This is a genomic window from Sphingomonas dokdonensis, from assembly GCF_002197685.1.
Classification (GTDB): domain Bacteria; phylum Pseudomonadota; class Alphaproteobacteria; order Sphingomonadales; family Sphingomonadaceae; genus Sphingomonas; species Sphingomonas dokdonensis.
This window is the reverse complement of record NZ_NBBI01000002.1, coordinates 687,756-708,412: the sequence shown is the minus strand read 5'-3', so window position 1 is coordinate 708,412 and position 20,657 is coordinate 687,756. Positions and strand designations below refer to the sequence as shown.

19 protein-coding genes are annotated in these 20,657 nt (G+C 67.1%); 13 read left to right on the top strand and 6 right to left on the bottom strand.

Features of this window, described 5'->3' with window-relative positions; all coding sequences use genetic code 11:
• Positions 1 to 3 precede the first annotated feature (3 nt).
• Positions 4 to 738: a triose-phosphate isomerase gene (gene tpiA, locus SPDO_RS08270; RefSeq protein WP_088366959.1), complete on the bottom strand. Its 735-nt coding sequence runs from the start codon at positions 736 to 738 to the stop codon at positions 4 to 6.
• Positions 739 to 820: 82 nt separating this feature from the next.
• On the opposite strand from tpiA, the gene SPDO_RS08265 reads away from it, so the two are divergent.
• From SPDO_RS08265 to SPDO_RS08250, 4 genes are read left to right on the top strand one after another with little or no spacing between them, the layout of a single operon-like run.
• Complete coding sequence (locus SPDO_RS08265) at positions 821 to 2,764, top strand: peptidylprolyl isomerase (RefSeq protein WP_088366958.1); 1,944 nt, start codon at positions 821 to 823, stop codon at positions 2,762 to 2,764.
• On the top strand, positions 2,748 to 4,256 hold the full coding sequence (trpE, locus tag SPDO_RS08260; RefSeq protein WP_088366957.1) for an anthranilate synthase component I: 1,509 nt from the start codon (positions 2,748 to 2,750) through the stop codon (positions 4,254 to 4,256). Before SPDO_RS08265 ends, trpE begins: the two co-directional genes overlap by 17 nt.
• 33 nt (positions 4,257 to 4,289) lie before the next feature.
• Positions 4,290 to 4,928: a glutathione S-transferase family protein gene (locus SPDO_RS08255; protein WP_088366956.1), complete on the top strand. Its 639-nt coding sequence runs from the start codon at positions 4,290 to 4,292 to the stop codon at positions 4,926 to 4,928.
• A 56-nt stretch (positions 4,929 to 4,984) separates the two neighbouring features.
• Positions 4,985 to 6,097, top strand: coding sequence for an alpha/beta fold hydrolase (locus SPDO_RS08250; RefSeq protein WP_088366955.1), 1,113 nt, complete (start codon positions 4,985 to 4,987; stop codon positions 6,095 to 6,097).
• Positions 6,098 to 6,122: 25 nt separating this feature from the next.
• On the opposite strand, the gene SPDO_RS08245 is transcribed toward SPDO_RS08250, so the two are convergent.
• Entirely contained in the window at positions 6,123 to 6,608 is a 486-nt protein-coding gene (locus tag SPDO_RS08245; protein WP_088366954.1) for a hypothetical protein, read from the bottom strand.
• A 146-nt stretch (positions 6,609 to 6,754) separates the two neighbouring features.
• On the opposite strand from SPDO_RS08245, the gene SPDO_RS08240 reads away from it, so the two are divergent.
• From SPDO_RS08240 to lexA, 6 genes are read left to right on the top strand one after another with little or no spacing between them, the layout of a single operon-like run.
• Positions 6,755 to 7,333, top strand: coding sequence for an anthranilate synthase component II (locus SPDO_RS08240; protein ID WP_088366953.1), 579 nt, complete (start codon positions 6,755 to 6,757; stop codon positions 7,331 to 7,333).
• Positions 7,330 to 8,319 carry an anthranilate phosphoribosyltransferase gene (gene trpD / locus SPDO_RS08235; RefSeq protein ID WP_088366952.1) on the top strand — a complete coding sequence of 330 codons (990 nt, stop codon included), beginning with the start codon at positions 7,330 to 7,332 and terminating at the stop codon, positions 8,317 to 8,319. The genes SPDO_RS08240 and trpD overlap by 4 nt, the downstream gene beginning before the upstream one ends.
• A complete protein-coding gene (gene trpC / locus SPDO_RS08230; RefSeq protein ID WP_088366951.1) occupies positions 8,316 to 9,116 on the top strand; it encodes an indole-3-glycerol phosphate synthase TrpC in 801 nt (266 codons plus the stop codon). The genes trpD and trpC overlap by 4 nt, the downstream gene beginning before the upstream one ends.
• Positions 9,113 to 9,580, top strand: coding sequence for a cyclic pyranopterin monophosphate synthase MoaC (moaC, locus tag SPDO_RS08225; RefSeq protein WP_088366950.1), 468 nt, complete (start codon positions 9,113 to 9,115; stop codon positions 9,578 to 9,580). The genes trpC and moaC overlap by 4 nt, the downstream gene beginning before the upstream one ends.
• 60 nt (positions 9,581 to 9,640) lie before the next feature.
• Positions 9,641 to 10,825, top strand: a complete 1,185-nt coding sequence (locus SPDO_RS08220) for a molybdopterin molybdotransferase MoeA (protein ID WP_088366949.1) — start codon at positions 9,641 to 9,643, stop codon at positions 10,823 to 10,825.
• Positions 10,826 to 10,881: 56 nt separating this feature from the next.
• A complete protein-coding gene (lexA, locus tag SPDO_RS08215; protein ID WP_088366948.1) occupies positions 10,882 to 11,544 on the top strand; it encodes a transcriptional repressor LexA in 663 nt (220 codons plus the stop codon).
• Positions 11,545 to 11,613: 69 nt separating this feature from the next.
• Here lexA and SPDO_RS08210 read toward each other — a convergent pair whose 3' ends face one another.
• The gene (locus SPDO_RS08210) at positions 11,614 to 13,827 is read right to left on the bottom strand and encodes a ComEC/Rec2 family competence protein (protein WP_088366947.1); all 2,214 of its coding nucleotides are present in this window, start codon (positions 13,825 to 13,827) and stop codon (positions 11,614 to 11,616) included.
• A 29-nt stretch (positions 13,828 to 13,856) separates the two neighbouring features.
• Between SPDO_RS08210 and gltX the strand changes: the two genes are divergently transcribed.
• The 3 genes from gltX to SPDO_RS08195 are packed head-to-tail and all read left to right on the top strand — an operon-like array spanning position 13,857 to position 16,783.
• Complete coding sequence (gltX, locus tag SPDO_RS08205) at positions 13,857 to 15,308, top strand: glutamate--tRNA ligase (protein WP_088367053.1); 1,452 nt, start codon at positions 13,857 to 13,859, stop codon at positions 15,306 to 15,308.
• Positions 15,301 to 16,581 carry a citrate synthase gene (locus tag SPDO_RS08200; RefSeq protein ID WP_088367052.1) on the top strand — a complete coding sequence of 427 codons (1,281 nt, stop codon included), beginning with the start codon at positions 15,301 to 15,303 and terminating at the stop codon, positions 16,579 to 16,581. Before gltX ends, SPDO_RS08200 begins: the two co-directional genes overlap by 8 nt.
• 1 nt (position 16,582) lies before the next feature.
• Entirely contained in the window at positions 16,583 to 16,783 is a 201-nt protein-coding gene (locus SPDO_RS08195; RefSeq protein ID WP_088366946.1) for a hypothetical protein, read from the top strand.
• Positions 16,784 to 16,807: 24 nt separating this feature from the next.
• Here SPDO_RS08195 and SPDO_RS08190 read toward each other — a convergent pair whose 3' ends face one another.
• The 3 genes from SPDO_RS08190 to SPDO_RS08180 all read right to left on the bottom strand — a co-directional run bounded on the left by SPDO_RS08190 (position 16,808) and on the right by SPDO_RS08180 (position 20,549).
• Positions 16,808 to 18,082: a hypothetical protein gene (locus SPDO_RS08190; protein WP_088366945.1), complete on the bottom strand. Its 1,275-nt coding sequence runs from the start codon at positions 18,080 to 18,082 to the stop codon at positions 16,808 to 16,810.
• Positions 18,049 to 19,209, bottom strand: coding sequence for a Coenzyme F420 hydrogenase/dehydrogenase, beta subunit C-terminal domain (locus SPDO_RS08185; protein WP_158212164.1), 1,161 nt, complete (start codon positions 19,207 to 19,209; stop codon positions 18,049 to 18,051). Before SPDO_RS08185 ends, SPDO_RS08190 begins: the two co-directional genes overlap by 34 nt.
• A gap of 92 nt (positions 19,210 to 19,301) precedes the next feature.
• Positions 19,302 to 20,549: a polysaccharide pyruvyl transferase family protein gene (locus tag SPDO_RS08180; protein WP_088366943.1), complete on the bottom strand. Its 1,248-nt coding sequence runs from the start codon at positions 20,547 to 20,549 to the stop codon at positions 19,302 to 19,304.
• Between the last annotated feature and the right edge of the window lie 108 nt (positions 20,550 to 20,657).

Here is a 20,657-nt window from a genome sequence, read left to right as displayed (position 1 = left end):
AGGTCAGCCGACCGCGGCCGCGATGATGGGCGCGAACTTCGCCGCGGTGAGGCTCGCGCCGCCCACCAGCGCGCCGTCCACTTCGGCGGCATGCAGCAGACCCGCCGCATTGTCCGCCGTCACCGACCCGCCGTACAGCAGCCGGATCGCACCGCCCTGCTCCGTGCCCAGCGCCGCGACCAGCGCACTGCGAATGGCGGCATGCATCGCCTCCACATCGGCTACCGTCGCCACCTTGCCGGTGCCGATCGCCCAGATCGGCTCATAGGCGATCGCCAGCCAGCCGCCGTCGGCGCCATCGGGCAAGGACGCGCGCACCTGCGCCGTCACCACCTGCTCCGCCTCGCCCGCCTCGCGCTGTTCCAGCGTCTCGCCAACGCACAGGATCGCGTCGAGGCCATGGCGGCGGCACGCCTCGGCCTTCGCCTTCACATCGGCATCGCTTTCGCCCTGCCCCTGCCGCCGCTCCGAATGCCCGACGATCGAAAAGGCAGCGCCCGCTTCCTTGATCATGGGCGCAGAAACGCAGCCGGTATGCGCACCGCTATCGGCGGCATGCACATCCTCGGCGCCGATCGGAAAGCCGGCGCGCTCAGCAGCGGGATGGATCAACGTCGCGGGCACCGCCACCGCCACGTCGACGCGCGCATCGATCGCCTTGGCGATGGCATCCAGCTCGGCAAGCGCCGCCAGATTGCCGTTCATCTTCCAGTTACCCGCCACGAACTTGCGCCGCATGCGCTCTCCCCTTGTTGGTTGCGCCGTTGCGGTAACGAAGCGCCGCCCTTAAAGCGAGCGCCGTTCAACGGATTGGCGCTGCATGCTCGGGTTCTTTCGTCGTATCATTCATTCGCGCCTCGGCGTGGTCGTCACCATGGTGGTGCTCGGCGTCATCGCGCTCGCCTTTGCGCTGGGCGACATCACCGGAATCAGCGCCGGTGCCGCCAGCGGCAAGACCGTCGCAAAGGTCGGCGGCGAAAGCATCTCGGAAAGCGATCTCACCCGCCGCGTGCAGGATGAGCTGCGCGGCGCGCAGCAGCGCAACCCCGCGATCGACATGAGCCAGCTGATCGCCGCCGGCGGCGTCGAGGGCGTGCTCGATCGCATGCTGAACGGCATCGCACTCCAGGAATTCGGCAAGGATCAGGGCATGGCGGTCAGCCGCGCGCTGATCGGCAGCGAGCTGCGCAACATTTCCGCGCTGCAGGGCCCGACCGGCAAGTTCGACCAAGCGATCTATGAGCAGGTGCTGGCGCGCAACCGGCTTACCGATGCGCAGGTCCAATCGGATATCGCCCGCGAAACCATGGTGCAGTTCCTGCTGCGCCCGCAGCTGGGCGCCAGCCAGGTGCCGCAATCGCTGTCGCTCCCCTACGCCTCGCTGCTGCTGGAGCGTCGTGCCGGCCAGGTCGCGATGATCCCCGCCGCCGCCATGCCGACCGGCGCCGCGCCGACCGATGCCGAGATCCAGGATTGGTACAAGCGCAACGTCTCGCGCTACTCGCTGCCCGAGCGCCGCGTCGCGCGCTACGCGGTCGTCACGCCAGAGATGGTAAAGGCGCGCGCCACGCCGACCGATGCGGAGATCGCCGCCGCCTATAACGCAGACAAGTCACGCTGGGCAGCGCGCGAGACGCGCACCGTGTCGCTCGTCACCGTGCTCGACCAGAAGGCCGCCGACGCGCTCGCCGCCAAGGTCCGGGCCGGCACCTCGATCGCCGATGCCGCGCGTGCTGCCGGTTTGGAGGCGCGCCGTCTCGAAAAGCAGGACAAGGCCGCGCTGACGCAGGCCACCTCCGCCGCCGTCGCCGACGCGCTGTTCGGCGCACAGAACAATGCGGTCGTCGGCCCCGTGCGCGGCTCGATCGGCTTTGTCGTCGGCAAGGTGGAGAATGTCGCGCAGGTCGCCGGCACCGCGCTGGCACAGGCTCGCCCGACCATCGTGGAGGAATTGACGCAGAAGAAGACGGCAGACGCGATGGCGTCCATCCGCGACGCGCTGGAAGATTCGATCGCCGACAATGCGAACTTCTCCGAGCTGGTCGCCGATCAGAAGCTCACCGCCGCCACCACGCCGCCGCTCACCGCCACCGGTGGCAACCCGGAGAAGCCCGATGCGCAGCCTGACGCTTCGCTGATCCCGATCCTCGCCGCGGCCTTCCAGTCGGAAGAGGGCGACGATCCGCAGGTCGTGCAGACCGCAGCGGACGGCAGCTTCGCGCTGGTCGCGCTTGATCGCATCGTGCGCGCCGCGCCGCGCCCGCTCGCATCGGTCCGCGCTCAGGTGGTCGAGGATTTCACCGCCGATCGCGCCCGCCGCGCGGCGCGCACCGCCGCCACCAAGGCGCTGGCCGCGATCAACAAGGGCGCCTCGCTCGACAAGGCACTGTCCGACGCCGGCGTGCGTGGCGGCAAGGTCGAGCGGCTGGTCGCCGCCCGCTCGCAGATCAACGCCGATCCGCGCGGTCCCAATCCGGTGCTGGCGCTCATGTTCAGCATGAAGGGCGGCACCGCCAAGATGCTCGAATCGCCCGCCGGCAACGGCTGGCTGATCGTGAAGCTGGAGCAGATCACGCCCGGTGACGCCGCCAAGATGCCCGAGGTGCTCAAGGCGACCCGCCAGGATCTCGGCCGCGTGGTCGGCGGCGAATATGCGCAGCAGTTCACCGAAGCGGTGAAGAAGGCGCTGGGCGCAAGCCGCAACCCCGATGCGATCGCCCAGGTAAAGGCGTCGCTGTCCGGCCAGGGTGGCTCCAATCCGTAACGCGGCGGCTCTCGAGGCGCTGGCACAGGGGCGGCCGGCGCTCGTCTGGCGCCGCCGCATCGCCGACACCGAAACGCCGGTCGCCGCCGCGCTGAAGCTTATCGAGCCCGGCCGTGGCGATTTCCTGCTCGAATCGGTCGAGGGCGGCGCCGTGCGCGGGCGGCACAGCCTGATCGGCCTCGCCCCCGATCTCGTCTTCCGCGCAGAGGGCAACAGCGCCGCGATCAACCGCGACTGGCTCACCGATCGCAACGCCTTCGCCCCCTGCGAAGCGCCGACGCTTGCAGCTTTGCGCGATCTGGTCGCCTCGTGCCGGATGGACGTGCCCGTCGAGCTGCCGCGCGCGCTCGCCTGCCTCGTGGGCTATTTCGGCTATGAGACGATCGGGCTGGTCGAGGATCTGCCCGCGCCCAAGACGGACGCGCTCGGTCTGCCCGACATGATGTTCGTCCGCCCGACGGTGATCCTCGTCTTCGATCGCCTGGCCGACACCTTGTTCCTCGTCGCCCCCGTCTGGCCTCAGGCTGGCGGCGATGCCGCGGCGACCGTGCAGGCGGCCGAGGAGCGGCTCGACGCCATCGAGGCGCGGCTCGAGGCGACCACCCTGCCCCCGCGCGTGCGCGGCGACGCGGCCGATATCGCGCTCACCCCCGTGCTGCCCGAGGGCCGCTATGGCGAGATGGTGCGCGCGGCGAAGGACTATATTGTCGCCGGCGACATCTTTCAGGTCGTGCTAGCGCAGCGCTTCACCGCGCCCTTCACGCTGCCGCCGTTCGAGCTCTACCGCGCGCTGCGCCGCATCAACCCCTCCCCCTTCCTCTACCATCTCGACCTGCCCGGCTTCGCGCTCACCGGCTCCAGCCCGGAGATCCTGGTGCGCGTGCGCGACGGCGAGGTGACGATCCGCCCAATCGCCGGCACCCGCCCGCGTGGCAAGACGGCCAGCGAGGACGAGGCGAACCGCGCCGCCCTGCTCGCCGACCCCAAGGAGCGCGCCGAGCATCTGATGCTGCTCGATCTCGGCCGCAACGACGTGGGCCGCGTCGCTGCCGCCGGCTCGGTCAGCGTCACCGACAGCTATACCGTCGAATTCTACAGCCACGTCATGCACATCGTCTCGAACGTGGTCGGCACGCTCGATCCGAAGCATGACGCGATCGACGCGCTCTTCGCGGGCTTCCCCGCCGGCACGGTCAGCGGCGCGCCCAAGGTCCGCGCGTGCCAGATCATCGCGGAGCTCGAGGGCGAGAAGCGCGGCGCCTATGCCGGTGGCGTTGGCTATTTCTCCCCTGACGGCTCGATGGACTCGTGCATTGTCCTGCGCACCGCGGTGGTGAAGGACGGCACCATGCACGTCCAGGCCGGCGCCGGCATCGTCGCCGACAGCGATCCCGCCTATGAGCAACGCGAGTGCGAGGCCAAATCGGGCGCGCTCCTCGCCGCCGCGCGCGAGGCGATCGCGCAGGCGAGCGGCAGCGGCTTCGGGCAATAGAACGACGCGACATAACGACTGGGAGTGGAGCCAATGCTGACCGTTCATCACCTCGGCCTCTCACAGTCCGAGCGCGTCGTGTGGCTGTGCGAGGAACTCGGCCTCGATTACGACTTCAAGCGATACGACCGCCGCGCCGACAACCGGCTCGCGCCCGACGCGTACAAGGCGCTCCACCCGATGGGCATCGCCCCCATCATCACCGACGGCGATCTGGTGCTCGGCGAAAGCGCCGCGATCTGCGAATACATTAACACCGTCCATGGCGGGGGCCGTCTCGCGCCGCCGCCGGGCGACGCGGAATATGCCGATCACCTGTTCTGGTTTCACTGGTCCAACGCCACCTACATGGCGACCAAGATGATGGTCGGCGTGATCGGCTACGGCGGCGGCGATCCGCAACGCGTGCCGTTCGTCATCGAGCGCGCCCGCCGCGCGAACGTGCTGATGGAGGCTCGGCTCGGCACCACGCCCTTCTTCGGTGGCCGCAACCTGACGCTGGCCGACATCATGATGGTCTATTCGCTCACCACCTCGCGCGCGTTCGGCGCCGGCGCGCCGATGGACGATCTGCCCAACACCCGCGCTTACCTCCGCCGCATCGCCGAGCGCCCCGCCTATCAGCGCGCGATGGCGAAGGCGGAGCCCGGCATGGCGCCGATGATCGACTGACTCGCCACGCGCGCGCCGGGCTTCCCAGCAGCCCAGGCGCGCGATACGCTTCGGCCATGCGCTTCCTTCCCCTGCTCGCCCTCCTCGCGGCGACCTCCGTCGCGTCGCAAACCACCCAGCCGGTCGCGACGCCCGCCAATCCGGCGCCCGCCCCCGCCCGCTGGCCGACGAAGGAAGGCGACGTCACGCTGCCCGCCTTCCGCTTCAAGACGGGCGAGACGATGGACGTGCGCATGCACTACACCACGCTCGGCACCCCGCGCCGCGGCCCGGACGGGCAAATCAACAACGCCGTGATGGTGCTCCACGGCACCGGCGGCAGCGGCAAGCAATTCCTCTCGCCGCAATTCGCCGACGAGCTCTACGGCCCGGGCCAGCCGTTCGACATCACCAGACATTACGTCATCCTGCCCGACAACATCGGCCACGGCGCCTCGTCCAAGCCGTCCGACGGCAAGCGCATGGCGTTTCCGAAATACGACTATGACGACATGGTCGCCGCGCAAAAGGCGATGCTCGACAAGCTCGGCGTCACGCGGCTGCAAGTAATCCTGGGCACCTCCATGGGCTGCATGCACGGCTTCGTGTGGGGCGAAACCTACCCGGGCTTTGCCGAGCGGCTCGCGCCCTTCGCCTGCCTCCCCGTGCCGATCGCCGGCATGAACCGGATGTGGCGCAAGATGCTGATCGACGGGATCAAGGCCGATCCCGCGTGGCAGGGCGGCAATTACACCAGTCAGCCCGAACAGGGCCTGCGCACCGCCGCCAGCCTCTCGATCATCGCCGGCAGCAACCCGCTGGCGCTACAAAAGCAATATCCTACCCGCGCCGCTGCCGAGGCGTTCCTCGCCGAGGCTTTCGCCAAGAACAGCGCGAACCGCGACGCCAACGATTACATCTATCAGGTCGACGCCTCGCGAAACTACGACCCCTCGCCGATGCTCGAAAAGATCACCGTGCCCGTACTGTGGATCAATTCGGAAGACGATTTCATCAACCCGTCGGGCTATGGCATCACCGAGCCCGCCGAAAAGCGCATGCCGCGCGCCACCTTCCGCCTGATCGCCGCCACGCCCGAAACAAAGGGGCATGGTACGCACACCTGGGCCAAATTCTGGAAGGCCGATCTCGCACGGCTGATGGCTGAACCGGTGACGCCCGCCCGTTGATCGCCTGCTGCCGGGGCGCTGGGGATCAGCGCTGCGGCTCGTCGTCCAGCTCGATATCGGTGCGCGATTCGGGGATAGCGGCCTCCGCCTCGCGCTGCGCCTGCCGGCGTTCGGCCGCCCAGGCCTGCCCGGCAACGATGCCGCAGCCGCTTTGGCCGCCGGTGCCGACCGGCGAACAGGTGTTGGGCAATCCGCCTGCCACCCGGCCGACGCGATCGACGGTCGCCGCACGGTTGATCCAGCTCTGGTTCTGCGCGGGCACTTCGGGCGCCTGACGCAAGGCCTTGGGCACGCGAAACTGTTCGTTGGGATCGAGCCGGCTGCACACCACGATCTCGTCGCTGGCAGCGGTCGGGCATTTCTCTTCCCCGGTCAGCGTCACCTGCCGGATGCGCTGCGGCGGCTGGCCGGTTTCCGCCTGGGCGCTGGGCTGCGGCTCGGATTGCGCCATGGCGCCGGCTGGGGCGACGGCGGCCAGCACCGCTGCGGATAGAACAAGGGAGCGAACCATCGAAACACGACCTCCTGGGTGATCATACAACGTCTGCGGTGCGCGCTTTCTCCCGCATGAACGGCATCCCCCATGGACGCCTACGCAATATTACATCCGCGCAACAGTCGTTGCGGCCGGCCCGCGTTGCTTTATGGACCGGCGCCATGATCCTTGTCGTCGACAATTACGACAGCTTCACCTGGAACCTCGTCCATTATCTGATGGAGCTGGGCGCCGAGGTGCGTGTCGAGCGCAACGATGCGCTGACGGCGGCGGAGGCGCTGGCCTCCAACGCCACGGGTTTTCTCGTTTCGCCGGGGCCGTGCACGCCCAACGAGGCGGGCATCAGCCTCGATCTGGTCGCCGCCTGCGCCGAGGCGCGCCGGCCGCTGCTCGGCGTCTGCCTGGGCCATCAGGCGATCGGCCAGCATTTCGGCGGCCGCGTCGTGCGCGGCGGGCTGATGCACGGCAAGACCAGCCCGATCAAGCATGACGCGACCGGCGTTTTCGCTAACCTCCCCTCGCCCTTCACCGCCACGCGCTACCATTCGCTGATCGTGGAGGACGTGCCCGACGTGCTGGTGCCTAACGCCCATGCGGCCGACGGCTCGGTCATGGGGCTGCGCCATCGCGAGCTGCCGATCCACGGCGTCCAGTTCCATCCGGAAAGCATCGCCACCGAGCACGGCCACGATCTGCTCGCCAACTTCGTCGCGCTGACCGGCGCCAAGGCGGCGGCATGACCACCATCTCCCTGCTGCCCGATCCTGTCAGCCCGCTGTCGCGCGAAAGCGCCGCGCAGGCGTTCAGCGACATTCTCGACGGCCGCGTCAGCGAGGAAGCGATCGCGCGCTTCCTCGTCAACCTGTCGACCCGCGGCGAAACGTCGATCGAGATCGCCGAGGCCGCCCGCGCGCTGCGCGATCGCCTGATCCCGATCAGCGCCCCGGCGGGTGCGATCGACGTCTGCGGCACCGGCGGCGACGGGCATCATACGCTCAACGTCTCCACCGCCGTCAGCCTGGTGGTCGCCGCCTGCGGCGTGCCGGTTGCCAAGCACGGCAATCGTGCCGCTTCGTCGAAGGCGGGCGCGGCCGACACGCTGGAGGCGCTCGGCCTCGACATGGAGCGTGCCGGCGCGATGGCCGAGGAAACGCTCAACGAACTCGGCATCTGCTTCCTGTTCGCGGCAAACCATCACCCCGCGATGAAGCGGATCACGCCGATCCGGCGCCAGATCGGCAAGCGTACCATCTTCAACCTGATGGGCCCGCTCGCCAATCCGGCGCATGTCACGCGTCAGCTGATCGGCATCGCGCGCCCCGATTACGCCCCCGTCTATGCCGATGCGCTGGAACAGCTCGGCACCGAGGCCGCGCTCGTCGTATCGGGAGAGGAAGGGCTGGACGAGGTGTCGGGTGCCGGCCCCACCATCGCCGTCGCCATGGGCTCGGCAAAGATGAGCGGGCGCATCGTGCCCGAGGACGCTGGCGTTCAGCGCCACCCGATCGACGCCATCCGTGGCGGCGATCCGGCGTATAATGCGACGGCGCTGCGTCAGCTGCTCACCGGTACGCCGGGCGCCTATCGCGACGCCGTCCTCCTCAACGCCGCCGTGGCGCTGACGCTCGTCGGCGAGCCGCTGGAAAACGGCGCCCGCCGCGCGGCCGAGGCGATCGACAGCGGCGCGGCCAATGACCTGCTCGACCGCTGGATTGCCTGGGCATGACCATTCTCGATTCCATCCTCGCCACCAAGCGCGAAGAAGTCGCCGAACGCCGCGCCGCACGCTCGATCGCCGATCTCGACGCGCTCGCGCAGGCGCAAACCGCGCCGCGCGGCTTCAAGGCGGCGCTCGATCGCGTCGCCCGGGCTGACGGCGCGACGATGCCAACCTACGCCCTGATCGCCGAGATCAAGAAGGCCAGCCCCTCCAAGGGCCTGATCCGCGCCGACTTCGATCCGCCGGCCCACGCCCGTGCCTATCAGCAGGGCGGCGCCACCTGCCTCTCGATCCTTACCGATCATCAATATTTCCAGGGTCACGAGGATTATCTGATCGCCGCGCGCGCCGCGTGCGACCTTCCCGTGATCCGTAAGGATTTCCTGGTCGATCCGTGGCAGGTCGCCGAGGCGCGCGCGATCGGCGCAGACGCGATCCTCATCATCATGGCCGCGCTGGACGACACGGCCGCCGCCGAGATCGAAGCAGCCGCCATCGAACGCGGCATGGACGTGCTGGTCGAGGTGCATGACGCCGACGAGTTGGAGCGCGCCCTGTCGCTCCGCTCGCGCCTGATCGGGGTCAACAATCGCGACCTGCGCGATTTCTCCGTCAGCTTCGATCGCACCTATGAACTCGTCGGCCGTGCGCCGGCGGGCTGCACCTTTGTTGCCGAAAGCGGTCTCAACACCCGCGCCGATCTTGATGCCATGGCCCAGCATGACGTGCGCTGCTTCCTCATCGGCGAATCGCTGATGCGGCAGCCCGACGTCGCTGCCGCCACCCGCGCGCTGGTCGGATGAGCGGCCTTACCCATCTCGACGAGGCCGGCGCCGCGCGCATGGTCGATGTCGGCGGCAAGACCGAAACCTCGCGTGAGGCCGTCGCCGAGGGCCGCATCACCATGTCCGCCGAGGCCGCGCAGGCCATCGCCGCCGGCGCGGTGGCAAAGGGCGACGTGCTCGCCGTGGCGCGCGTCGCCGGCATCATGGCGGCCAAGCGCACCAGCGAGCTGATCCCGCTGTGCCATCCGCTGCCGCTGACCAAGGTGACGATTGATCTGAGCGTCGAGGCGGACGGCGTGTCGGCCACCGCCACCGTCGCCACCGCTGGCCGCACCGGCGTCGAGATGGAGGCGCTCACCGCCGTCTCCACCGCGCTGCTGACGATCTACGACATGGCTAAGGCGCTCGACAAACGCATGGTCATCGGCGGCGTTCGCCTGCTGACGAAACGCGGCGGCAAGTCGGGCGATTTCACCGCCTGAGCGCTCGTACGCGCGGAAACGGGCTGTCACCCGCGCCGACAATCTGCCACGTCGCGGCGTATGAGCGAATTGCTTCCCGTCGCCGAGGCGCAGGCCCGCCTGTTTGCCGCCAACCCGCCCGTCGCCACCGAAGTGCTGCCGATTACTGAGGCGATCGGTCGCTGGATTGCCGCTCCGATCTTGGCCGAACGCACCCAGCCCGCGCACGACCTGTCGGCGATGGACGGCTACGCCCTGCGCTGGGCGGACATGCCCGGACCATGGCGCGTCATCGGCGAAAGCGCCGCCGGCCGCCCCTTCCCCGGCGTGGTGCGTGACGGCGAGGCCGTCCGCATCTTCACCGGCGCCGCGATGCCAGATGGCGCCGATACCGTGCTGGTTCAGGAGGAGGCCGAGCGTGATGGGGAGCGCCTGATTCTCGACGGGGCCGGCCCTCCGCGGAAAGCGGCCAATGTTCGCCATAAGGGGCTGGATTTCTCCAAAGGTGATCCATTAGTGGCCGCCGGTGACCGCCTGACGGCCGCCCGTATCGCGGTCGCCGCCACCGGCGGTGCCCGCAACGTCACCGTCCGCCGCCGTATCCGCGTCGCGATCGCCGCCACCGGCGACGAATTGATTGAACCCGGCTCCGGCACCTCTCCGGACGCACTTCCCGAATCCAACCGATTGCTGCTGCGCGCACTTCTGGCTGACGTCCCGGCCGAGATCATAGACCTGGGTATCCTCCCCGATCAGCAGGACGTGCTGACCAAAGCCTTCGCAACGGTCGACGCCGATCTGCTGGTAACAACCGGCGGCGCCTCCGTCGGGGATCACGACCTGGTCCGGCCCGCACTCCTTGCGGCCGGGGCCTCGATCGACTTCTGGCGCGTCGCGCTTCGCCCGGGCAAGCCGCTAATGGCGGGACGACGCGGGGATCTGGCGGTGCTTGGCCTACCCGGTAATCCCGTATCCGCCTTTGTTACCACGCTTTTGTTCGTGAAGCCGCTGGTGGCGCATCTCGCCGGCGCCCATCGTCCGCTACCCACTACCACGCGCGCGATCCTGGGCGAGGCCCTCCCTGCGAACGGCCCCCGAACGGACTATATGCGCGCCGAATTGCGCGACGGCCGCGCCTTTGTCGCCACCATCCAGGACAGCTCGATGCTTCTCACCCTGGCACGCGCCGGCTGCTTGATTGTCCGCGCCCCGCACGATCCGGCGCGAGAATGCGGCGAATCGGCGGAAATCTTCATGATTGGTTGACGAGGCTTCCTACGTTCCTTAAAGGTTCTGCGTCTGTTCGCGGCGGAGGCGATGCGATGCTTACCAAGAAACAGCATGAGCTGATCTGTTTCATCAATGATCGACTGGCCGATACCGGCGTGTCCCCCTCGTTCGAGGAAATGAAGGAGGCGCTGGATCTCAAATCCAAGTCGGGCGTGCACCGTCTGATCTCGGCGCTGGAGGAACGCGGCTTCCTGAAGCGCCTGCCCAATCGCGCGCGCGCGCTGGAAGTCTTGAAGGTGCCGGAGCGTACCGAAGCTAAGGGCAGCATCACGCCGGCCACAACGCGCCGCATCGTTCCCGAACCCGCCAACGACGTGGTTGAAGTGCCGCTGCATGGGCGCATCGCCGCAGGCGTGCCGATCGAAGCGATCGAGGGCGCTAGCTCGCTCCCCGTCCCTGCCGCGCTCCTTGGTTCGGGCGAGCACTTCGCCCTTGAAGTTGCCGGTGACTCGATGGTCGAGGCGGGTATTCTCGACGGCGATTTCGCTTTGATCCGCAAGCAGGAAGTCGCGCGCGATGGAGAGATCGTCGTGGCACTGATCGAGGACAGCGAGGCAACGCTTAAGTTCTTCCGCCGTGAGGGCGCGATGATCCGGCTCGACCCCGCCAACCGCGCCTACGATCCGCAGCGCTATGCACCCGCGCAGGTTCGTGTGCAGGGAAGGCTTGCCGGCATTCTACGTCGTTACTCCTGATTTGGTTGTCGGCACGTGAAGCGCTTGGCGATTAGGTTGGCTTGTTAGGCAGTCATGAATCCACTGCCATTAGCGGTTGGGACGTGGCCTTCCGTTGTTAGCGTCGGGTGTGTTTGACAGCTGAGAAGACGATAAATGCCTGGTTTGATTGACGGCAGCCGGTTGCCAAGCGGTCGCGATCCACGGGTGCGCATCACCCGGATCAAGGACGGTTCGCACGTCGCCGCTCGCGAGCGTGATGGCCGCGCCGCCGACCTGAGCAAGTGTTTCGCGGTCCAGGCGCAGCCAGCGCGGCGTGCAGCCGCGTGGCAATCGCCGTTCGCTGATCACGATATCCGACGCGCGACAGACGGCGATCATGTCACCGATTGGCACCAGATAATTGCTCTTTGTCGCTAAAACGCGCCACTCGCGCCCGCCAGCCCGAACGCTCGTTCGGCATAGATCGCGGCTGCACCTCGCCTCAGCCTGCTCTGACAGAGCGACCGGTAGTTCCTCTGCACCAGCCGCCTCCGCCAGCATGGTGCGAGCATAATCGCCAGCGCGATCACGCAGCAAAGCCAGTCGACCATCCGGTAGCCGCACCGCGACGTGGCGGCCATCGCCCGTGACCAGCACATCAGGCGCCGGCGTCAGCACCGTCCAGCCCGCCCCGATGATCATTGGTATCATGCCGAGCCGCCGCAAGCGCGTGCGCCACAAAGCCATCCACAACCCGCCGGCGACAATAAGACCAAAGGCCGCGAGCGGCATGACCGGCAGCGCCGTTGTTGCGCCGGGCGCACGTGCGGTGACATGGGCAATCCACAACAGCAGATCGAGCATTTGGCCCACGATCCACCAGATCGGCGCCCCGATCTGGACGGCATCAAGCGTGAGAGCGATGGCTTCCAACGGCATGATAACAAAGGTTGTCAGGGGGATGGCGAAGATATTGGCCAACGCGCCGTAGATTCCGGCCATGTGGAAGTGAAACACCGCAATCGGCATCAGCGCCACTTCGACGACCAGCCCGGTTAGTAACAGCGATGCCGCGCCCCGCGCCACGCGCCTAGCCCATCCGTCGTCACGAGGCGCAAACCAGCCGCGAACCCGCGGATGTTCGGCAAGCGCGATGATCGCAGTGACAGCGGCGAACGATAGCTGAAAGCTTGGTCCGGCGAGCGTTTCCGGCCACAGCAGCAGCACGAATAGCGCGCCCGTTGCGACAAGGCGTAGCGTCAGCGCTTCGCGCCCAAGCGCCATGGCAACGAGCACCAGCAAGGCCGCGACGCAGCTACGCACCGTTGGCACCTCGCTACCGGTGAGCCAGGTATAGCCCAGCGCAGCAGCAGCGCCGCATGCCGCGGCGATCAGCGGAACACGCCCGCTGACCGCCAGCCGCATGTTGAGCGCAAGCAATCTGGTCGCGAGCAGCATGGTGATACCGACGGCGGCGGTAATGTGCAGTCCGCTGACGGACAGGAGGTGCGCTAGGCCGGAGCCACGCATCGCGTCCTGATCCTCATTGCCAATTCCCCCCGTATCGCCGGTCGCGAGCGCTGCGGCGATGCCACCGCCACTGCCGTCGACCCGCGACTGGATGTGGCGGGCAAGGCGCGTGCGGACAGGCTCACCAACGCTGCCGCCCGAGAGGATTGTCACTTTCCCAAGTGCGCGACCGGTCGCGCCAATGCCTTCGAACCAGGCGACGCGCGCAAAGTTGTAGGCCCCCGGCACAGCGGGCGGCGGCGGCGGCATCAATCGCGCGCGCAAGCTGACGCGAGCGCCTGGAGACAATCCGCTGGGAAGGTCTTTCTCGGCAACGTTTACCCGAATACGCAACGGCCGCTCGGCCGGCGCGCGATCGCGCCACTGCAGGTCGGTGAGTCGCAGACGGACCAGCCCGCGTGCCGGCAGATGATCCACCTGCTCGACCCGTGCGGCCACCTGAGCGACGATAGGCCGCTGAAGCACCGGCGCCCGCGCACGCTCCGCCTTGGCCCATACCAGCGCAAGCCCGAGGGTAAACGCCACCGCGCCGATCGCAAGCGCTCGGCCCGCTCGCCCGCCCCGCCCAAGCGCCAGGGCAAGCAGCGCGATCGCCACCCCTACAAGCAGGGCGGCCTGCCACTGCGTCTGGCTCGGCAGCACAAACCAGGTTGCTACCCCTGCCCCCACCATGACGGGCAGCCATAACGGCAGCTGGTCGCGCTCCGCCTCCAGCCACCGCGCGAGACCGGCCCGCGCGGTTTGTAGCGCCGGGGGGTGCGTGCTAGGGGCTGGCGCGGCCTTTGTTGCCATGTCGTTCTTCAGCCTGGGAGCTTGTGCGCTTGAGCGCAACCACCGAAAATCGCGACCCCGGTGTCGTCACCCGATTCGCCCCGTCGCCGACGGGGTTCCTGCATCTTGGCGGCGCTCGTACCGCCCTGTTCAACCTGCTGTATGCGCGCCACCACGGCGGCAAGTTCCTGCTGCGCATCGAGGATACCGATCGCGCGCGGTCGACGCAGCCGGCGATCAACGCGATCCTGTCCGGCATGCGCTGGCTCGGGCTCGACTGGGACGGCGAAGAAGTCTTTCAGTCGACCCGCGCCGCGCACCACGTCGAGGTGGCCGAGGCGATGATCGCTGCCGGCGCGGCCTATCGCTGTTACATGACGGCGCAAGAGATCGATGCGATGCGTGCCGAGGCGCAAGCCAAAAAGCAGCCGCTGCGCATCCGCTCGCCCTGGCGCGACCGGGTCAACGACGATGCCGCCGCTCCCTTCGTCGTGCGGCTGAAGGCGCCGACCGAGGGCGCGACGACGATCGAGGACCGCGTGCAGGGCAGCGTGACGGTGCAGAACGCGGAGCTGGACGACCTGGTCCTGCTTCGGTCGGACGGCACGCCCACCTATATGCTGGCGGTGGTGGTCGACGACCACGACATGGGCGTCACCCACATCATTCGCGGTGACGACCACCTGAACAACGCGTTCCGCCAGTTGCCGATCATCAAGGCGATGAGCTGGCCAGAGCCGGTCTATGCACACATCCCGCTTATCCACGGCAGCGACGGCGCGAAGCTGTCCAAGCGGCACGGCGCGGTCGGGATCGAGGCGTATCGCGACGATCTCGGCATCCTGCCCGAGGCGCTGGACAATTACCTGCTGCGTCTGGGCTGGGGCCATGGCGACCAGGAGATCATCAGCCGCGCGGAGGCGGTGGAATGGTTCGATCTCGGCAGCGTCGGCAAGTCGCCGTCCCGCTTCGACCTGAAGAAGCTGGAGAACCTGAACGGCCATTACATCCGCAGCGCCGACGACGCGCGGCTGGCCGACCTTGTCTCCGCGAAACTGGAGCTGGATGCTGGCGACAAACGCCGCGCGCTGATCGCTGCGGCGATGCCCGCGCTGAAGCCGCGCGCGGCCAATCTGAACGAACTGGCGGACGGCGCAGGTTTCCTGCTTGTGTCCCGTCCGTTGCCGATCGCGGCCGATGCAGAGCCGCTGCTCTCGGGCGAGGCCCCGACCACGCTGGCCAAGGTGCATGCTGCCCTTGACGCGGTGCACAAGTGGGATACGGAGACGCTCGAAGACGCGGTGCGGCAGGTTGCCGAAGCGCAGGGCTTGAAGCTCGGCCAGGTCGCCCAGCCGCTCCGTGCCGCACTCACCGGCCGCCGGACATCTCCCGGTATCTTCGACGTGCTCGCGCTGCTCGGCCGCGACGAAAGTCTCGCCCGCATCGCCGATCATGCCGCGGATCACACGGCCGCCCAGGGGAAGGATGAACACGATGACTGACGCCAAGCTGTCCCTCGCGGATAAGGACTTCGGCTATCCGGTGCTGTCCGGCACGGTCGGCCCGGATGTGGTCGACATCCGCAAGATGTATGGCCAGACCGGTGCCTTCACCTACGATCCGGGCTTCACCTCGACCGCCTCATGCCAGTCGAAGCTGACCTATATCGACGGCGATGAAGGCGTGCTGCTGCACCGCGGCTATGCGATCGGCGACCTTGCCGAACAGTCGAGCTTCATGGAAGTCGCCTATCTGCTGCTGAACGGCGAGCTGCCGAACGGCGACGAGCTGAACAAGTTCGAAGGCACGATCACGCGCCACACCATGCTGCATGAGCAGCTGGCGACCTTCTATCGCGGGTTCCGCCGCGACGCGCACCCGATGGCGATCATGTGCGGCGTGGTCGGCGCGCTGTCCGCCTTCTACCACGATTCCACCGACATCCACGATCCCACACAGCGCATGATTGCGTCGCACCGGCTGATCGCCAAGATGCCGACGATCGCGGCGATGGCATACAAGTATAGCGTCGGGCAGCCGTTCCAATATCCGGACAACTCGCTGAGCTACACCGGCAACTTCCTGAAAATGACCTTTGGCGTGCCGGCCGAGCCTTACGAGGTGAACCCGGCGGTCGAGCGGGCGATGGACCGCATCTTCATCCTGCACGCCGATCACGAGCAGAACGCCTCCACCTCGACCGTCCGCCTGGCCGGTTCGTCGGGCGCCAACCCGTTCGCGTGCATCGCAGCGGGCATCGCCTGCCTGTGGGGCCCGGCGCATGGTGGTGCCAACGAAGCGGCGCTCAACATGCTGCAGGAAATCGGCACGCCGGATCGCATTCCGGAGTTCATCAACCGCGCTAAGGACAAGAACGATCCGTTCCGCCTGATGGGCTTCGGCCACCGCGTGTACAAGAACTACGATCCGCGCGCGACGGTGATGCAGAAGACGGTGCGCGAAGTATTCGATGCGCTGAAGGTCAACGATCCGCTGTTCGAGACCGCACTGCGGCTGGAAGAACTGGCACTGAGCGACGATTACTTCATCGAAAAAAAGCTGTTTCCGAACGTCGACTTCTATTCGGGCGTGATCCTGTCGGCGATCGGTTTCCCGACGTCGATGTTCACCGTGCTGTTCGCCCTGGCCCGCACGGTCGGCTGGGTCGCGCAGTGGAACGAGATGATCACCGATCCCGACCAGAAGATCGGCCGTCCGCGTCAGCTATACACCGGGCCGACCGCGCGCGACTACGTTCCCGTCGGGCAGCGCTGAGGTGCGGCGCTGGCGCCCGGTGCTGTTCGCACTGGGCGCGGTGCTGGCCGTGCTCGGCCTGCTCTTCATCGGGCAGGGGCTGGGCTACGTACAATGGCCGCGGTCGAGCTTCATGCTCGACCAGCGCGTCTGGGCCGATCGCGGCGCTGGTGTAGCGGTGATCGGCCTTCTTCTAATCCTTGTGGCGCGTCGGCTGCGCTGACCGGCAAGCTAAGCAGCGGCCGGTTCAGCGCTCAAAGGCATAGCCGATGCTGAGCAACGCTTGCGCCCCCTTATAGTCGAACAGATCATTGTCGCTGTCGCGCCGCTGATAGGAGCCGCGCAGGCTGAACGTCACCTGGCGCTTCGTATAAGCAAGCCGAATGGCCGCAGTGTCGAGACGATCTTTCGTAATTCCGAACGCAGATCGTGGAGCCAGCCGGAAAACACGATCGGCGCGCGACACGCTAGCGGTGACCTGCACCAACGGTGTCAACGCATAGCTGAGCGATCCAGCATAGTTCGTCTGCCGAACGGTCTCGGCAGAGAAGCCGGGAGAAATGGTGATCGCGCGATCAGTCTCAGTTGTGAGTAACAGTCGCCCGCCGAGGCAAAGCGTGGCGGAAACATCCCAGTTCAGGCCATCGAAATTCTTGGCGCCAGGCGGGTTCACGGCCGACGCGAGATCCGCATAGCTGAGCGAGGCGACGAGTTGCAGCCGCGTGCCGAGGCGCCGATCCACCCGCAAACCGGCATTGGTGATGCTGACGCTGGACAATCGTCCGGGGAAGAACTGCCGCTGCCGGTCATAGATGACATCACGCCGCCGTGCGAACAGCGCGATGATCCCGACGGAAGGGTGAACATAGTTCAACGCACTCCCGTAACGGGTCTCCCGCACCTCCTGCTGGCGCGCGCCCCGCGTATCAGTCCGGGTGTTTACATATCCGATGTGGCCGCTGGGGCGCAGGCCGAACTGTGGGCCACAAGTCACTCCACCGAGTGCCTCCTTCACCGTCTGCACGTTCCTGGCCGCAGCATCGATCACGCCATCAGGAGCGCCAAGATCGATGAGATCGATCTGACGACGCGAATAAGCGAGTTCCGGCGCAACCGCGCAGAACGCCACCGGCACCTGCGACTCCGTCCTGATCGATAGCCGCTCTCGGTTCAGGCTGTGATTCCGCGCATAGGCATCATAGCCGGCACTGCCTTGGACGGTGATCAGCGCACCTCCGCGCGGCAACACCATGTTCAGCGCAGCTGTCGGTGCAGCCCGAACATCCTCGTTCTTGATCCCGCGCAGTGCCGCGCTGGCGTCGCTGCCACGCGACACATTACTATCGTAGAAGATATCCTGCGACACCGTCAAAATCACGGCACGTTCGGGTGTTTCGAACATGCGCTCGGGCAGGGACGCGATCTGTGCGCCGGCCTGATACGGCAATAGAAGCGCGCTGCCCGTCAGCAGCGTTGCGAGGCCCGCCCTCAAGCGGTGCGCTCCTGCGGTGAAGCCCGCCATCGATTGCGCCAGCGTCGTTGCAGCACGCGTCGCATGGTGCCGAGCAGATTATGGCCGGCATCGTATAGCCGGGCGGAGCGTGCCGCAGTGACAACATCCAGGTTCCGCATGACCGGTACGGGCTGCAGGCAGGCGCGAACCGCGGTCGTCCGGGCAATGATCATTCTTTTGCGCTGCGCTTGCGCGGGTTGCATGCGCTCCACGTCCGCAATTGCGAGCGGTGCGGCCTGGATTGCGCCGGCCTCCTGGGCGGAGCGCAACAGCGCTTCCCCGACTGTCGTGCGGCTCATGATAAGGCTGCGCCCATCCTGCTCCTCGAAGGTCGGATATCCTGCGGCATCGCCGTACCACGCGTCCGCGCAGGCTATGTCAGCGGCACCGCCCACTGCGTCCGGACAGATCTTGCAGCGAAACTGGACCTGTCGGCTGAGATGCCGGCCCCAACTGTCGGCATAGGACATCTCACCCGATCGACCGTCCGCCGTGCTCGCCACGGTGAGCCCGGGCCAGCCCTGCCCCCGATAGCGAAATGCGGTGATCTCGTCAGGCGCCAGCCCCATGGCCCGCACGATCTCGTCTGCGCCTGCGCTACTGGGCAGCCCACCGCAGAAGAACGAGAACATGAGTGGCACGGCCGTCGCCACCCTGCTGTCATATCGCTCAAGCTGCCGGAGCGCCGACACGTCACAGGGCTTACCGACGAAGGCGAACCGCCCGCCCTCGCCAAGCGCTTGATCGATCGCCGCCAATGGCGATGATGCTGCGTAGCGCGAGCCGGCGCCCGCCAGCACCTCTTTGCGCGTGGTGGACCAGCGCATACGGTTGCCGGTCGGACGCGCCGGATCTGCCTCAACATGCAACACGCGGTCGACCAGCTTGCGCTCCAAGGCGTGGATCAGCAGCGCCGACAAGGCGCCGCCTGACGCGCCCGCATACCGAACCACCGGGTCGCTCGCGGCTCCCGTCACTGTCGATTGCCAAGGTCCCCAAAACGGGTGCCGTCGTCCCCCGGACCGCCATGGCGCAACTTTGCTGCCCGGACAGCAGCCCGCGATCCGCGCCTCGGCGCCACGCGAGATCGGGCGTTGCTGAATCGGCCGCGCGAAGCCGGGCTCCTGCGTGGTCATCGCGATCGCCCCTGAGGAAAGACCGGCGCAGAGTCCGCAGCCACTGCACAAGTCAGCCGCCAGCACGCGGGCGATGGTGGGCGACGGTGGCTTCATGCCGCCATGCTCACTGCCAGAAACGTCGACCGCAGCGTCTCTCGGTAGTCGGCCAGCAGCGTACCGACCTTGGCCATGCCCGCTTTTTCCGCCGCGGCCAGGGCGAGGCGCCGCTCCAGCGCCTTCAGTACGAAGGCGACCGCCTGTGCTTCATCCATCCCGGCGACCGGGATCATGGTGTCGTAGCCAAGCAAACCGAAAAGGCCGGAGAACTTGCGGCTGTACGCCACCGGCACGACCGGCACCCCGCTTGAGAAGGCGGCAATACACGCATGCATGCGCGCTGCGATCAGCAGATCCAGCCCCGATATGTAACTCTTGGCATCCGAAGGCGACGCGAAGGTCGCCACCCGCACCGCACGTGGAAACATCTTGGTAAGGCGATCGCACAACGCATCATCGTCGTCCGTGGCATCGCGGTTGCTCGAAGCATGTGGAACGAGGTGAATTTCGACATCGTCGCGCTCGTGCAGCGCAGTCAGCAATTGACGGGTGAATGCCGCGTAATCGTACGACAAGCCGAAACGATTGGTGCCCCTTTCAGCTTCGCTGAACAGCAAGCCCGATGGATTGACACCGACCCGCAGCCGCGCGCCGCCCCGGTCATGCGAGCGATCCTCGAACGGCAGTTCGAACGCGACATCCACTGCCAATCGCACATCAGCCGACGGTGCCATGTCCTGCGCCACGTCACGCGATAGCTCATCCCGCGCGAACACCGCCCGGCTGCGCCGCATGACAACGGCCGCAGGCGCCATGTAGCCGCGCCGGGTGAACGGACCGATCGTCTGCGGCGAGAGGATCAGCGGCTTGCCTCGTGCAAGCGCCATCAGCTTGCTGATCATCAGGAAGGAAAAACGGCGCGGTCCGTAAATGTCGGCGAAACTGTCGCCGGCTCCGATATCGAGGACACAATCCACCTCCCGCATCGCGCGCCAGATCGATCCGCCCGGACGCAGCGACCGCCAATCGATCGGCACCACGCGGCTGTTCGGCAGGGAGATCGACGGCTGTTGATCGTCGCGCGCGCCCATGATTACGAAGCGCGGCGCGAGGCCGCTTCCCTCGGCCACCTCGCGCGCAATCGTCAGGTTGGCGACGGTGAGCGCCCCCACACCAAGATTGCCAGAGTTGATGGAGTGCCACAGCAATCCGATCGTGATCGGCCGCCCCGCGTCGCCCGACGTGCGCCGATCGCCGTCAACACTTGCTCGACCATGCATTGTTGTGCGCGCCCCCGTCATTGCGGGCGACGCAGCGGCTGGTGCCACGGCTATCACGCGCTTCGGCGACGTGTTTGCCGCAACTTCGACGCAGATGTGCGGATTGGCTCCGCTTTCGATCTATCTACA